General features: G+C 68.5%; 10 protein-coding genes. 7 read left to right on the top strand and 3 right to left on the bottom strand.

Translation table 11 applies throughout. From position 1 onward, the window contains the following. The first annotated feature begins 72 nt into the window (after window positions 1-72). Window positions 73-1,002, top strand: coding sequence for a DMT family transporter (locus AB6A69_RS07015; protein WP_371060231.1), 930 nt, complete (start codon window positions 73-75; stop codon window positions 1,000-1,002). On the opposite strand, the gene AB6A69_RS07010 is transcribed toward AB6A69_RS07015, so the two are convergent. After that, on the bottom strand, window positions 997-3,471 hold the full coding sequence (locus AB6A69_RS07010; protein ID WP_371060230.1) for a penicillin acylase family protein: 2,475 nt from the start codon (window positions 3,469-3,471) through the stop codon (window positions 997-999). The two genes, AB6A69_RS07015 and AB6A69_RS07010, sit on opposite strands and share 6 nt — an antisense overlap. 91 nt (window positions 3,472-3,562) lie before the next feature. Here AB6A69_RS07010 and AB6A69_RS07005 point away from each other — a divergent pair, with 91 nt between their 5' ends. After that, complete coding sequence (locus AB6A69_RS07005; protein WP_371060229.1) at window positions 3,563-4,441, top strand: NAD(P)-dependent oxidoreductase; 879 nt, start codon at window positions 3,563-3,565, stop codon at window positions 4,439-4,441. Between the two features lie 90 nt (window positions 4,442-4,531). Here AB6A69_RS07005 and purL read toward each other — a convergent pair whose 3' ends face one another. Next, the gene (gene purL, locus AB6A69_RS07000; RefSeq protein ID WP_371060228.1) at window positions 4,532-6,691 is read right to left on the bottom strand and encodes a phosphoribosylformylglycinamidine synthase subunit PurL; all 2,160 of its coding nucleotides are present in this window, start codon (window positions 6,689-6,691) and stop codon (window positions 4,532-4,534) included. A 120-nt stretch (window positions 6,692-6,811) separates the two neighbouring features. Between purL and AB6A69_RS06995 the strand changes: the two genes are divergently transcribed. Beyond that, a complete protein-coding gene (locus AB6A69_RS06995) occupies window positions 6,812-7,072 on the top strand; it encodes a hypothetical protein (protein ID WP_371038342.1) in 261 nt (86 codons plus the stop codon). A 166-nt stretch (window positions 7,073-7,238) separates the two neighbouring features. Further along, window positions 7,239-7,415: a hypothetical protein gene (locus tag AB6A69_RS06990; protein ID WP_371056677.1), complete on the top strand. Its 177-nt coding sequence runs from the start codon at window positions 7,239-7,241 to the stop codon at window positions 7,413-7,415. 253 nt (window positions 7,416-7,668) lie between these two features. On the opposite strand, the gene AB6A69_RS06985 is transcribed toward AB6A69_RS06990, so the two are convergent. Further along, window positions 7,669-8,574, bottom strand: coding sequence for a LysR family transcriptional regulator (locus tag AB6A69_RS06985; RefSeq protein ID WP_371060227.1), 906 nt, complete (start codon window positions 8,572-8,574; stop codon window positions 7,669-7,671). 183 nt (window positions 8,575-8,757) lie between these two features. Between AB6A69_RS06985 and AB6A69_RS06980 the strand changes: the two genes are divergently transcribed. The 3 genes from AB6A69_RS06980 to AB6A69_RS06970 all read left to right on the top strand — a co-directional run bounded on the left by AB6A69_RS06980 (window position 8,758) and on the right by AB6A69_RS06970 (window position 13,970). Next, complete coding sequence (locus AB6A69_RS06980) at window positions 8,758-12,177, top strand: indolepyruvate ferredoxin oxidoreductase family protein (protein WP_371060226.1); 3,420 nt, start codon at window positions 8,758-8,760, stop codon at window positions 12,175-12,177. 88 nt (window positions 12,178-12,265) lie between these two features. Then, the gene (locus AB6A69_RS06975) at window positions 12,266-13,144 is read left to right on the top strand and encodes a lysophospholipid acyltransferase family protein (RefSeq protein WP_371038346.1); all 879 of its coding nucleotides are present in this window, start codon (window positions 12,266-12,268) and stop codon (window positions 13,142-13,144) included. Between the two features lie 13 nt (window positions 13,145-13,157). Then, window positions 13,158-13,970: a glutamate racemase gene (locus AB6A69_RS06970; protein ID WP_371038347.1), complete on the top strand. Its 813-nt coding sequence runs from the start codon at window positions 13,158-13,160 to the stop codon at window positions 13,968-13,970. The last annotated feature ends 24 nt before the right edge of the window (window positions 13,971-13,994 follow it).

Raw genomic sequence — 13,994 nt, 5'->3', positions numbered from 1 at the left:
ATGAAACCGTTTCATGTGGGGATTGAAACTTAGGAATTTTTCTTGTCGGCTGCAACGGCGTATGGGGGTGGCATGTCACACGCCACGCTTTCCACCCCCCGCCTTGCCAGCCCCGCCGCGGCCACTGCGGCAATCGCGATCGCATCGGTCTGTTTCGGTCTCGTGCCGCTTTTCGCGCGCGAGCTTCAGGCGGCCGGCATGGCGGACGCCTCGATCGCCTTCTATCGCTATGCGCTGTCCACCGCGATCATGCTGCCCTTCCTGCCGCGCACGCGGGCAAAGCGGAAGCCGGCGGCGATCATGGTGGGGACCGGCATGCTCATGAGCCTCGGCTGGCTGGGCTATCTCGATGCGCTCCGGACGCTGCCGGTGGCTTCGGCGGGCGTGATCTACATGAGCTACCCGCTCTTCGCGCTTCTTCTGGGATGGCTGCTGGCCGGCGCCTGGGTGGGTTGGCGCGGGTGGCTCTCGGGCGCGATGATCCTCGGCGGCGCGCTCTTGCTGACCGAAGGCGGGGGGCTTGGTGGCGCGACGCCGCTTGCCGTGCTCAAGGCGCTGGCCGCGCCGCTCACCTTCGGGTTGGGGATCGTGATCATCTCGTCCTTCATGAACGGTCTCACCGCGCCCGAGCGGATGGTGTGCGCGACTCTGGGATCGGTGCTGGGCATGATGCCGCTCGTGGTCGCCGCGCCCGTCGCGACCTTCATGCCCGTGGGCGCGTCCGCCTGGCTGATGGTCGCGGGGCTGGGCCTTGCCACGGCGCTCGTTCCGCAACTGCTTTACGTGTCGGCCGTGCCGCTGGTCGGGCCGGGCCGGGCGGCGGCGGCCGGAAGCGTCGAGCTGCCCACCATGCTGGCCGTCGGTGCGCTGGCCTTCGGCGAGGCGCTCGGCGCGCGGGAGATGGCGGCGGCGGCGCTGGTGCTCTCGGCGATCCTGATCGCGCCGGCGGTGCGGCCCGGCGCGCCCGGCCTGACCGGCCGGAAGCGCCTGTTCGGCCTATGAGTCGCTCGGCCGCAGCACGGTAATGCCGACGGCGCCCGCCCGCGCGAGGTCGGGGTCGAGCGACATGTTGACGTATTCGCCCCGTCGCCAGAGTTGCCCCAGATCGTCGTAGTGCCGCGACAGGAAGTGCCCGGACTGGCCGGTCGCGGTCACGAAGACCGAACTGTCCGGATCCGCGAAATCGTAGACACCCCGGTAGCCCGCGCCGTGCACGTTGAGAAACGGGTCCGGGTCCTCGCCGGAGGTGAGGCCCCGCATCAGCGTATTGTCGCCGCCGCTGGTGGATTGGCGGATGTTCACGAAGTAGCGCAGCACCGGCACCTCCCCCAGCGCGGCGTGATCATGCGTGGCCTGGTGCGCGTCGCCCCATCGCAGCGACTCGAGTTGCGAGCCGTAACGCTCCGCGATCCGGACCAGCGCGTCGTCGAGGGCGAGGCGCGCGATGTCGGTACAGCTTTCCGTGGCGGTGGACTGGCGGATGTCGCACCACGCGCTCGCCCCGTCGACGTCGCGGTAGACCCGCTCGATGAAGAGCGGCTCGACATGGCTGAACGTGTCGGCGAGGGGGCCGAGATCGTCCCGGATGAGCCGGTCCTGCAGCGCACGAAGCCAGGCCGCGTAGATCAGCGGCTCGGGCAGGTGTTCGTTCATCTCGCCGTTCCACTCCGCCAGCAGCAGGAGCGCGCGCTGGCGCAGCCGCTCGGGCGTGCCTTCGGGTGCGGCCTCGCCGGTGAACCACAGATCGCGCCCGATGAGCGGCAGAAGGGAGCGCGCGGTGAAGCTGACGGTGTCGAGTTGTGCCTCGATGAAGCTGTCGCGGGTGTGCACCTCGCGGTTCTGCATCAGCCTTTGCCAGCGGAACACCCGCTGCGTATCGCCCCAGGCATAGGAGACGTGAAGCGGGAACGGCCGCTCCAGCAGCTTGTTGTTGGTGTTGCCGACGATGCCGCCGCGGGGCGCGAGGAACTCGGGGTTCGCGGTCACCGGGAAACGGCCCTGCCAGCGGTTCTCCGGAAGGTAGCCGAAGACCGGAAGCCGCCCGCGGCTCTGGTGCGCGTCGTCCCGCCGGGGCATAGCGCCGATCATCTTGAGCGCGATGGTCTCGGAATCGACGAGGGTGAGGTTCTGCGCAGGCGCGACATAGTATTCGACCGCCCCGAGCGCCTCCTCGACGGAGCTGGCATACATGAGCGCGATGGCCGCGCGCATCGTCGTGTCCTCCGGCTCCAGCGCCGTCCAGGACAGCGCGGCCACGTGACCGGGCGGCGTCACGGTGCCGAGGTCGTATTGCGTGCCGGGAAGGACGGGGCCGTTCGCGCTGTTGCGCAGCGTTATGGTGACCGGCGCCTCGCCCGCGACCTCCACGATGGCGCGGCGCGTCTCGAAGGGTTCCCAGCCATCGGGGGTGCGGTATTCCGAGGCGTCGGCGGGGCTGAGCTCCTCGAGCAGGATGTCCTGGTCGTCGAGATAGGCGGAGGTGAGCCCCCAGCCGAGCTGTGCGCTTCGTCCCGAAAGCACCGCGGGAATACCGGGTATCGTGGCCCCGATCACCCCGCCGGAGGACAGCTCGAGCCGCGCGAGATACCAGGTCGTCGGCGCGGAGAAGCCGAGATGCGGGTCGTTGGCCAGAAGCGTGCCGCCCGCCGCCGAGCGCGAGGGCGCCGCGGCCCAGGCATTCGAGGCCCCGGCGAAGCCTCTCGCCGGCACCGGCGAGAGCGGGTCGCGCGGCGCGCCGCGGGGCGCCTCGGCGTAGCGCGGCAGCCCGGGCACGAGGCTCGCATAGTCGGGCAGGGCGGCGACCCCCTGGCCCGGAAATTCGGGCAGGATGTCCGCGATCCGTCCGGCCCGGTCCTCGAGCGCGAGGGAGACCCGCGCGCGCAGCACCTCCTCGTTGATATGCCCGGACAGCTGTAGCGCCATGAGCTTCACCATTGCGATCGAATCCGCCGGCTGCCATGGCGCGATCGGCTGGTTGAAGATGAACAGCTCCGGCGCGCCGCGCCCGAGGCTGCCGCGATTGATCTCCTCGAGCCGGGCGTTGACGCCCGCCGCGTAGGCCTCGAGCGCGGCGAGCGTGCGGGCGTCCTGAACGCCCACGGAGCTTTGCGCGCGGCGATAGAGGCCGAGACGGCGCAGAAGCGTATCGATCTCGAGTGTGCGCCGACCGAACACTTCCGAAAGCCGGCCCTGTACCGTGCGGCGCATGGTGATCATCTGCCAGAGCCGGTCCTGGGCGTGCGCGTAGCCCAGCCCGAAGAAGACATCGGCGTCGGCCTGGCCGAAGATGTGCGGCACGTTGGCCGTGTCGCGGACGATCTCCACGGGCGCGGACAGGCCGGCCACGGTCACGGTCTTGCCGTAGTCGGGCAGCGAGCGCGACGCGAGATAATAGACGATGGTCACCGCCAGGACGACGAGCAGGACGAGTCCGCCCGCGATCCTGAGCAGCCAACCGACGAGACGCGTCATCGCGACCTCCTTGCGCCCTTGTCTTCCATTCCCGGGCGCGAGAGAAACCGGGGACGGGCCGAAAGGCAAGACAGACGCGAGGGGAGGCCGCATGGCGAAGATCGCATTTCTCGGACTGGGCGTCATGGGATACCCCATGGCAGGGCATCTCGCGGCCGCGGGGCATTCCGTCACGGTCTACAACCGCACGGCCTCCAAGGCGGAAGCCTGGGTCGCGCAACATGGCGGCGATCGGGCCGCGACGCCGGCCGCGGCGGCGGCGGGTGCGGAATTCGTGATGGCGTGCGTCGGCAACGACGACGATCTGCGCGCGGTCTGCCTGGGCGAGGAGGGCGCCTTTGCCGGCATGTCGGCAGGCGCGGTCTTCGTGGATCACACCACCGTCTCGGCCCAGGTGACGCGCGAATTGCATGCCGCCGCGCGGGAGGCGGGCCTCGACTTCGTCGACGCGCCGATCTCGGGCGGCCAGGCGGGCGCCGAGAACGGGCAGCTGTCGGTGATGTGCGGTGGCGAGGAGGACGTCTATGCCCGCGCCGAGCCGGTCATCGCGACCTACGCGAAGCTCTGCCGGCGCATCGGCGGTCCGGGGGCAGGCCAGATGACCAAGATGTGCAACCAGATCGCAATCGCCGGTCTCGTCCAGGCGCTGTCCGAGGCGGTGAACTTCGCGGAAAAGGCCGGCCTCGACGGCGAGAGGGTGTTCGAGGTCATCAGCCAGGGCGCGGCCGGGTCGTGGCAGATGGCGAACCGGGCGGAGACGATGCTCGCCGACCGGTTCGATTTCGGCTTCGCGGTGGACTGGATGCGCAAGGACCTCGGGATTTGCCTCGACACGGGCGACGAGATCGGCGCGGCGTTGCCCGTGACGGCGCTGGTGGACCAGTTCTACAAGGACGTGCAGGCGCTGGGTGGCGGGCGCTGGGACACGTCCTCGCTGGTGCGGAGGCTTCGCGCGCTCGACAGCCGCTAACCGGCGCAGGACCCCCGATCCAGGGTCCTGTGCTTGCCGGTCATGCTGTCGGGACGCGGGGACATCCTCGCGGATGCCCCCGCGTCCCGCTCAGGCGAAAAGCTCCGCGAAACGGCCGCGGTAGAGCGCGGAGAGCTCGGCGAGCGGCGCTTCGGCGCCGCCCATCCGCACCGTGTCGCCGGTGAAGCGCCCGACGGCGCGGACCGGCACGCCCGCGCGCCCCGCCGCGATCATCAACGCCTCGGCCTGGTCGAAGTTGCAGGCGACGAGATAGCGCGCCTGGTCCTCGCCGAAGAGGGTGGGCATGTCACTGTCGTCGAGGACCACGCCCACGCCCGCCGCCTCGGCCATCTCGAAGGCCGCAAGCGCAAGACCGCCGTCGGACAGGTCGGTGCAGGCGCGAATGAACGCGCGGTTTTCGAGGATGAAATCGCCGTTCCGGCGTTCGGCGAGAAGGTCGACATGCGGGGCGTCGCCGTCGGTGCGGTTGAACACCTCCCAAAGCAGCGCGGAGCGCCCGAGATGCCCGGCCGTTTCGCCCACCAGCAGCGCCACGTGCCCGTCCCGCACGGTTCCGGTGATGGCCTCGTCCAGATGCTCGATCAGCCCCACGCCGCCGATCGTGGGCGTGGGCAGGATCGGCTGGCCGTCCGTCTCGTTGTAAAGCGACACGTTGCCCGACACGATCGGCATGTCGAGCGCCCGGCAGGCCGCGCCGATCCCTTCGATCGCGCCGACAAACTGGCCCATGATCCCGGGCTTCTCGGGATTGCCGAAATTCAGGTTGTCGGTCGCGGCGAGCGGCCGCGCGCCCGAGGCGACGAGGTTTCGGAACGCCTCGGCCACCGCCTGCTTGCCGCCCTCGACCGGGTTCGCCTCGACATAGCGGGGCGTCACGTCACAGGTGAAGGCCAGCGCCTTCCCCGTGCCGTGCACCCGCACGATGGCCGCCCCGTGGCCGGGGCCCACCACCGTGTCGGCCATCACCATGTGGTCGTATTGCCGCCAGACCCATTCCCGCGAGCAGTAGTTGGGGCTGGCGATGAGCGCGCGGAGCGCGTCGACCGGATCCACCTGCGGCACCTCGGCCAGGGGCTCGGGGTCGGGCGCGGGCTCCCAGGCGCGGTCGTATTCCGGCGCCTCGCCCGAAAGCGCACGCAGGGGCAGGTCGGCCTTCACCGCGCCATTGTGCATGACGAGGAAACGATCCTCCGGGATCGTTTCGCCGACGATCGCGAAATCGAGATCCCATTTGTCGAAGACAGCCTTGGCCTCGGCCTCCCGCGCGGGGTCGAGCACCATGAGCATCCGCTCCTGGCTTTCCGAGAGCATCATCTCGTAGGCGGTCATGGCCGCCTCGCGGCAGGGCACGGCGTCGAGGTCGAGCCGGATGCCGAGGCCGCCCTTGTCGCCCATCTCCACCGCCGAGCATGTGAGCCCCGCGGCGCCCATGTCCTGAATGGAGACGACCGCGCCCGTGATCATGAGTTCGAGACAGGCCTCCATCAGCCGCTTCTCGGTGAAGGGATCGCCCACCTGCACGGTGGGGCGCTTTTCCTCCAGCGTCTCGTCGAACTCGGCCGAGGCCATGGTGGCGCCGCCCACCCCGTCGCGGCCCGTCTTGGCGCCCAGATAGACCACCGGGCGCCCCACGCCCGAGGCGGCGGAATAGAAGATACGGTCGGCGTCGGCGAGCCCGGCGGCGAAGGCGTTGACGAGGCAGTTGCCGTCATAGGCCGGGTGGAAGCGGACCTCCCCGCCCACCGTGGGCACGCCGAAGGCGTTGCCGTAACCGCCGATCCCCTCGACCACCCCGTGGACGAGGGCGCGGGTGCGCGGGTGATCGGGCCGGCCGAAGGAGAGCGCGTTCATCGCCGCGATGGGCCGCGCGCCCATGGTGAAGACGTCGCGCAGGATTCCGCCCACCCCGGTGGCCGCGCCCTGGTAGGGCTCGATGTAGGAGGGGTGATTGTGGCTTTCCATCTTGAAGACGACGGCCTGCCCGTCGCCGATGTCCACCACGCCCGCGTTCTCGCCCGGCCCGCAGATCACCTGCGGCCCCTCGGTGGGCAGCGTGCGCAGCCATTTCTTCGACGACTTGTAGGAGCAGTGCTCGTTCCACATGGCCGAGAAGATGCCGAGCTCGGTGAAGGTCGGCTCCCGGTTCAGCAGGCGCAGGATGTTGGCGTATTCCGCGGGCTTCAGCCCGTGGGCTTCGACGATTTCGGGCGTGATGGCCGGTTCCTGCATGCGTCTTCCCAGTTTTCGCCAGTCGGCGCACGTCTTAGGACATGGCTGCGCCCGGGGGAAGGGGCGTTGCCGTGGCGCGCCACACCGTGGTATGCGGGTTCCCGGGAGGACGCCACCGCGATGAGCACCCCGCGGCTGACACTGCTGGTCCCGCTCGCGCGGCGCGCGCGCGACGTCGCCGCCGCGCTCATGGCGCCGTTCTGGCCCGGCGAGGACGTGCAGAGCGTGATTGCCCGCCTCGAGGCGCTGCCGCCCGCAAGACAGGCCGGTGCCGTGGGCGGCGTGCTGGGCCTGCTCTTTCTTCTCAGCCTCTTTTCGGCGCAGTTCGGCCTTCTGGGACTCGCGATCTTCTGGATTGGCGTCATTCTTCTCGTGGCGTGACAGCCTGCCGCAGCGCAGCACGCAAATGGTTGACGTAACGCGACTTTTGCGCGGTATTCTTTGGTATGCCATTGAAAAAACTGGTTTTTTGGGACTTGTCGCGTGATCCGCGCCTGTGACCGGCGCGTATCTTTACCACAACAGCGCAACAGGAAAGGATCACGTCATGGACAGCCTTCCAATCATTCTCTGCCTCGGGACGCTCGGCTTCGTGCTCGCGTTCGCCTACATCTCCGCACGGGTGACCGAAAAGCAGCGCCTCGACGGCGGGCGCCCGAAATCCTCTCTCTCGCGGGACGGCATCGAAGAGCGCATGCGCCGCGGGCTCGTGGACCCCTCCTGACCTCCGCCTTGCTGAACGAACCGGCCGCATCCCAGACAGGGTGCGGCCGTTTGCGTTTTACGGCGCGGGCAAAAAAAATGGCCGAGACCAAGTCTCGGCCATAGTCCAACAGGGAGGTGAAGATGATGAGGCCCTTGGCGCCATCAACTTCACTTGCTGAATTAGTGAGCGGTTTCGAGTCGATCAAGCACTAAGCCGGTGTCGGGACGACAATGCCGCCATGCGTTGCCAGCATGCCTCAACACGGTTGCGCTCACTCCGCCGCTTCGGCCCGGCGCTGGCGCCGGTAGGCGGCGATCTCCGACTGGACGAAGTCGCGGAAGGCGGCGATGCGGCGCGACTGGCGCAATTCCTCCGGATAGGCGAGAAAGACCGGCACCTCGTTGCTTTCCACGGTATCGAGTACCCTGACGAGATCCGGGAAGTCGTGCATCAGGTAGTCCGGCAGGACGCCGATCCCGAGATTGCTGAGCACGCCCTGCAGCACGCCGAAATAGTTGTTCACCGTCAGCGTGGAGCGGACGTTGTAGGTCATCAGGTGCTGCACGAGCGTCGCCCCCGCGCTGACCTGGACCGAACTCGGACTCTGGCAGATCAGCCGGTGGCTGGCGATATCGTCGAGCGTTTCGGGATGCCCGGCAGCCTCGAGATAGGCGGGCGAGGCGTAAAGGCGCATCCGCACGCCCATCAGGCGCTTGCGGATCAGGTCGGCCTGCGAGGGTTCCTTCATGCGGATGGCCACGTCGGCCTCTCGCATGGGCAGGTCGAGCACGCGCTCCTCGAGCATCAGGTCGATCTTGAGATCGGGATATTTCTCGTAGAGGCGGTGCAGGCGTCGGCTGAGCCATAGCGAGCCGAACCCCGTCGTGGTGGTGACCCGCAATTCGCCGAAGACTTCTTCCTCGCTGTCGCGGATGCGGGCCGAGGCGGCGTCGAGCCGCTTCGACATGGCCGATGTCGCGTCGAAGAGAAGCTCGCCCTGTTCGGTCAGGATGAGACCCCGCGCATGGCGGTGGAAAAGCGTCGCGTTCAGGCTTTCCTCGAGCGCGCGGATCTGACGGCTTACCGCGGATTGCGACAGGCCCAGCACCTCGCCCGCGTGGGTGAGACTTCCCGCGGCCGCGACCGCGTGAAAGATCCGCAACTTGTCCCAATCCATGATCGTATCGTTCCTCAACTTGCGCCCCCGCTCAAGCCCGTCCCCGACAATCATGCGGACCTTGTCGCATCCAGGTCTCTTTTCCGTGACGAAACGCGATCCGAATGGGCTATACGGGTCATGTGTTATGACCTATTATCCCGAACGGTAAATACTAGGTACCTTGCGTCAGGAGGATGCTAGATGAGCATTCAGAAGGTTTCCCTGGACGACCGGTTCGACCTGTCGATATCGCCCGTTCTGCTGAACGGCACCCAGGCGCTCGTGCGCTTGATGCTGATGCAGAAGGCGCGCGATCGCGCGGCGGGACTGAACACCGCAGGCTATGTCACCGGCTACAGGGGCTCCCCGCTTGGCGCCGTGGACATGCAGATGGCCCGGGCTGCGAAGCCGCTCGCCGATGCGGATGTCCTCTTCCAGCCCGGTCTGAACGAGGATCTCGCCGCCACCGCGCTCTGGGGGAGCCAGCAGGCGGAACTGCGCGGCGAGGGGAAATACGACGGCGTCTTCGGGCTCTGGTACGGCAAGGGGCCGGGCGTTGACCGCTCGGGCGACGTGATGCGCCACGCCAACATGGCCGGAACATCGCCCAATGGCGGCGTGCTGATGGCGATGGGCGACGACCACACCGGCGAAAGCTCCACGGTGCTTCACCAGTCCGAGTGGGCGCTCGTGGACGCCTACATGCCCGTGGTGAGCCCGGCCGGCGTGCAGGAGATCCTGGATTACGGCATCTACGGCTGGGCGCTGTCGCGCTTCGCCGGTGTCTGGGTCGGGCTCAAGACGATGAAGGACACGATCGAGGCCACGGCGGTGGTCGATGGCCGGCCCGACCGGATGCAGCTCGTCCGGCCCGAGTTCGACCTGCCCGAGGGCGGGCTCAACATCCGGCTTCAGGACACCCCGCACGCGCAGGAAGCGCGGATGATCGACTTCAAACGCTTCGCCGCCGAAGCCTTCGCCCGCGCCAACCGCATCGACCGGCGCGTCTGGGGCAAGCCCGGCGCGAAGATCGGCTTCGTCGCGGCGGGCAAGAACTGGCTCGACCTCTGCCATGCGCTGTCGCTTCTGGGCATCGACGCGGCCGAGGCCGAGCGGCTGGGGATCACCACCTACAAGGTGGGCCAGACATTTCCGCTCGACATGCAGGGCTTTCACGACTGGGCCGAGGGGCTGGACCTCATCGTCGTCGTGGAGGAGAAGCGCAAGCTCATCGAGGTGCAGATCAAGGAGGCGATCTTCGACGACCGCCGGGGCCGCCGTGTCTATGGCTGGTACAAGGGCGGCGCGGGCTCCATGCACCGAGAGGAGCTTTTCCCGACCCGCGGCGCGCTCGACCCCGTCGGGATCGCCCAGAAGCTGGGCGAGATCCTCGTCGAGGAGGGGCGCGGCACCGACGCGATCCGCGCGGGGCTCGCCACGCTCGCCGAGGCGCGGCGCGCCGACAACGCCGAGGAAATCGCGACGCGCCAGCCCTGGTACTGCGCGGGCTGCCCGCACAACACCTCCACCCGCGTGCCCGAGGGCAGCCGCGCCTATGCGGGCATCGGCTGCCACTACATGGTGCAGTGGATGGACCGGAACACGCTCGGCTTCACCCACATGGGCGGGGAGGGCGCGAACTGGATCGGAGAGGCGCCCTTCTCGAAGACGCCGCACGTGTTCCAGAACCTGGGCGACGGCACCTACAATCACTCCGGCGTCCAGGCGATCCGCGCGGCACTTGCGGCGGGCACCAACATCACCTTCAAGATCCTCTACAACGACGCCGTGGCGATGACGGGCGGGCAGACGAACGAGGGCGGCCTCGCCCCCGACCGGATCGCCCGCGAGCTCGACGCGATGGGCGTGGGCCGGATCGCGGTCGTCTTCGACGAGAAGGAAGAACCCGACTGGGCCGGGTTCCCGAAAACCGCGACGCGGCATCCGCGCGCCGACCTCGATACGGTGCAGACGGAATTGCGCGAAGTTCCGGGGGTTTCCGCGATCCTCTACATCCAGACCTGCGCCGCCGAGAAGCGCCGCCGCCGCAAGAAGGGCGCCTTTCCGGACCCGGACAGACGGGTCTTCATCAACCCGGACGTCTGCGAGGGCTGCGGCGATTGCGGAGTGCAGTCGAACTGCGTGGCCATCGTTCCCAAGGAGACGGCGCTCGGCCGCAAGCGCGAGATCGACCAGTCGGCCTGCAACAAGGATTTCTCCTGTCTCAAGGGCTTCTGCCCGTCCTTCGTGACGCTGGAGGGCGCGACGCCGCGCAAGCAGGCCACCGCCGAGCTCGAGCTGCCGGAACTGCCGGACCCGGCGCTGCCGGCAATCCGCGGCACGCACAACCTGATCATCACCGGGGTGGGGGGCACCGGGGTCGTGACCGTGGGCGCGGTGCTCGCGCAGGCCGCGCAGATCGACGGCAAGGTCGCGGCGATGATGGAGATGGCGGGCCTCGCGCAGAAGGGCGGCGCGGTGCACATCCACTGCCGCATCGCCGAACGGCCCGAGGACATCACCGCGATCCGCGTGGCGACCGGCGAGGCCGATGCGCTGATCGGCGGCGATCTGGTGGTGAGCGCGGGCGCCAAGACGCTCGGCCTGACGGCGACGGGGCGCACCGGCGCCGTGGTCAACAGCCACGAGATCATGACCGGCGCCTTTACCCGCGACCCCGAGTTCCAACTGCCCAGCGGGCGGCTCGCGCTCGCGCTTGAGCGCCGTCTGAAGGACGATCTTCTCCTGCTCGACGCATCGGAACTGGCGCGCGCGGTGATGGGTGATTCGATCTTCTCGAACATGATGGTGTTCGGCGCGGCCTGGCAGCGCGGCCTCATCCCCGTCTCGGCCGAGGCGATCGCAGAAGCGATCCACCTCAACGGCGCGGCGGTGACGGCCAATCTTCGCGCCTTCGAGGTGGGTCGCTGGGCTGCGGCGGCGCCGGAAGAGGCGGCGCGACTTCTCGCCCCCAAGGTGGTGGACCTGCCCACGTCGGCCGAGGACAAGGCCGACTACCGTGAGCGGCACCTGCGCGACTACGCAGGACCGCGGCTCGCCCGGCGCTACCGGCGGCTGGTGGACAGCATCGAGGATGCCGAGCTTCGGGCCGCGGTGGCCGAGGGGTATCACAAGCTCCTGTCCTACAAGGACGAATACGAGGTGGCGCGGCTGCTTCTGTCCTCGCGCGAGAAGGCCGAGGCGGAATTCGACGGCGATTTCCGCATGACCTTCCATCTCGCCCCGCCGCTTCTTCCCGGCAAGGACGCGAACGGGCGGCCGAAGAAGCGCGCCTTCGGCGAGTGGATGGTCTGGCCGCTTCGCGCGCTGCGGCGCATGCGCGTGCTGCGCGGCACGCCGCTCGATCCCTTCGGCTACACGGCCGAGCGACGGATGGAGCGTGCGCTCCTGCGTCAGTACGAACGCGACATGGCGGAGGTTCTGCCCAAGGTGGACGACGCCACGCGGGAGATCGCGGTGGACCTCGCCCGGCTTCCGCTTTCGATCCGCGGCTTCGGGCCGGTGAAGCAGTCCAACGAGGCAGAGGCCGCGAAACGCCGCGAGGCGCTTCTCGCCGCCTTCCGCGCGGGCGGCGCGCCCCTCCGGCAGGCGGCCGAGTAGCGCGGCCGTCACCCCGATGTCATGGGAACTGGAAAGAATCCGACTCCAGCTATAACTACGCAGCGACCGACGCGGAGAAAAACCACCCATGGCCAGCCAGCGCCAGATCGCGCGCGACATCAGCTACTACCACTCCGCCCAGACGAAGGGCGGCCGCGCACTCATCAAGATGATGGAAAACCTCACCGGCCGGATCAGCCTGATCCGCCGCGCCAGGGGGTACGAACACGAGGTGGCCGCCGGCCGGGACTTCTGGGAAGTCATGGTGGAGCGCTACGGCCTCTCGCTCGAGGTGATCGGCGGCACGCTCGATTCCATCCCGCGCAAGGGGCCGCTGATCCTGCTTGCCAACCACCCCTATGGGATCCTCGACGGGCTGATGATGGGATACATCCTGTCGGTGCTGCGGGGCGATTTCCGCATCCTCGCCCACAAGGTCTTTCGCAAGGCGGAGGACCTGAACCGGGTCATCCTGCCGATCAACTTCGACGACACGAAGGACGCGGTGCGCGAGACGCTGGAGACCCGCAAGGAGGCGTTGTCCTACCTCGCCGCGGGCGGCGCGATGGGCGTCTTTCCCGGCGGCACCGTCTCGACGGCGGCGCGGCCCTTCGCGCGGCCGATGGACCCGGGCTGGCGCAGCTTCACGGCGCGGATGGTGGCGAAATCGGGGGCCCAGGTCGTGCCGATCTTCTTCGACGGCACGAATTCGCGCATGTTCCAGCTGGCCAGCCACCTGCATTACACGCTGCGCATGGGGCTTCTGATCTCGGAATTCCGCAAGCGGGTGGACACGCCGGTGCGCGTGGTGATCGGAGAGCCCATCGCGGCCGAAGAACTCGCCGCCCGGGCGCGCGATTCGCGCCAGATGATGGACTTCCTGCGCCGCAAGACCTATGAGCTGTCGCCGGAGCCGCTTGCGTCCTACGACTACGGCTTCGAGTTCGAGGACAGGCACCGCGCCTGAGAAAGCGCAGCACATGGCGGTGGGCATTTTCGATTCGGGTCTCGGCGGGCTGACCGTTCTGGACGCGGTGGCGCGCCGATTGCCGGACGTCCCCTTCGTCTACCTGGGCGACAACGCCCACGCCCCCTACGGCGTGCGCGATGCCGACGACATCACCGAACTCACCAAGCGCGGGGTCGCCCGGCTGTGGGAAGAGGGCTGCGACCTGGTCGTGCTGGCCTGCAACACGGCGTCCGCGGCGGCGCTGCGTCGCCTCCAGGAGACCTGGGTGCCCCCCGACAAGCGCGTGCTCGGCGTGTTCGTGCCGCTGATCGAGGCGTTGACGGAGCGGCAGTGGGGCGACAACTCGCCACCACGCGAGGTCGCCCTGAAGAACGTGGCGCTTTTCGCCACGCCCGCGACGGTGGCGTCCCGCGCGTTCCAGCGCGAGCTTGCGTTCCGCGCGATCGGCGTGGACGTCGAGGCGCAGGCCTGTGGCGGGGTGGTCGACGCCATCGAGGAGGGCGACCTGATCCTTGCCGAGGCGCTGGTCCGCAGCCATGTGGAGGCGCTCTTGCGCAAGATGCCCGATCCCCAGGCGGCGGTGCTGGGTTGCACCCATTATCCGCTGGTCGAGGACGTGTTCCGCGCGGCGCTCGGCCCTCATGTCGCGGTCTATTCCCAGCCCGAGATCGTCGCCGAAAGCCTTGCCGACTACGTTGCCCGGCGCCCCGAGATGGTGGGCCCCGGCGCCACGGCGGGTTTTCTGACCACGGGCGATCCGCGCCGCGTGAGCGATCGCGCGGTGCAGTTTCTTCGACGCGAGATCGCCTTCGCCGCCGTTTGAAATCAACAATGCTTCGGAAGACAT

The organism is Rhodosalinus sp. 5P4, from assembly GCF_041365695.1.
Classification (GTDB): Bacteria; Pseudomonadota; Alphaproteobacteria; order Rhodobacterales; family Rhodobacteraceae; genus Rhodosalinus.
The sequence above is the reverse complement of the archived record's forward strand: the minus strand, read 5'-3'. Positions and strand labels throughout refer to the sequence as shown.

Bases quoted from the DNA above. Each gene is read 5' to 3' on its own strand.
- purL (WP_371060228.1), bottom strand. From the start codon at position 6,691: ATGCAGGAACCGGCCATCACGCCCGAAATCGTCGAAGCCCACGGGCTG.
- AB6A69_RS07005 (WP_371060229.1), top strand. From the start codon at position 3,563: ATGGCGAAGATCGCATTTCTCGGACTGGGCGTCATGGGATACCCCATG.
- AB6A69_RS06985 (WP_371060227.1), bottom strand. From the start codon at position 8,574: ATGGATTGGGACAAGTTGCGGATCTTTCACGCGGTCGCGGCCGCGGGA.
- AB6A69_RS06975 (WP_371038346.1), top strand. From the start codon at position 12,266: ATGGCCAGCCAGCGCCAGATCGCGCGCGACATCAGCTACTACCACTCC.
- AB6A69_RS06990 (WP_371056677.1), top strand. From the start codon at position 7,239: ATGGACAGCCTTCCAATCATTCTCTGCCTCGGGACGCTCGGCTTCGTG.
- AB6A69_RS07015 (WP_371060231.1), top strand. From the start codon at position 73: ATGTCACACGCCACGCTTTCCACCCCCCGCCTTGCCAGCCCCGCCGCG.
- AB6A69_RS06980 (WP_371060226.1), top strand. From the start codon at position 8,758: ATGAGCATTCAGAAGGTTTCCCTGGACGACCGGTTCGACCTGTCGATA.
- AB6A69_RS06970 (WP_371038347.1), top strand. From the start codon at position 13,158: ATGGCGGTGGGCATTTTCGATTCGGGTCTCGGCGGGCTGACCGTTCTG.
- AB6A69_RS06995 (WP_371038342.1), top strand. From the start codon at position 6,812: ATGAGCACCCCGCGGCTGACACTGCTGGTCCCGCTCGCGCGGCGCGCG.
- AB6A69_RS07010 (WP_371060230.1), bottom strand. From the start codon at position 3,471: ATGACGCGTCTCGTCGGTTGGCTGCTCAGGATCGCGGGCGGACTCGTC.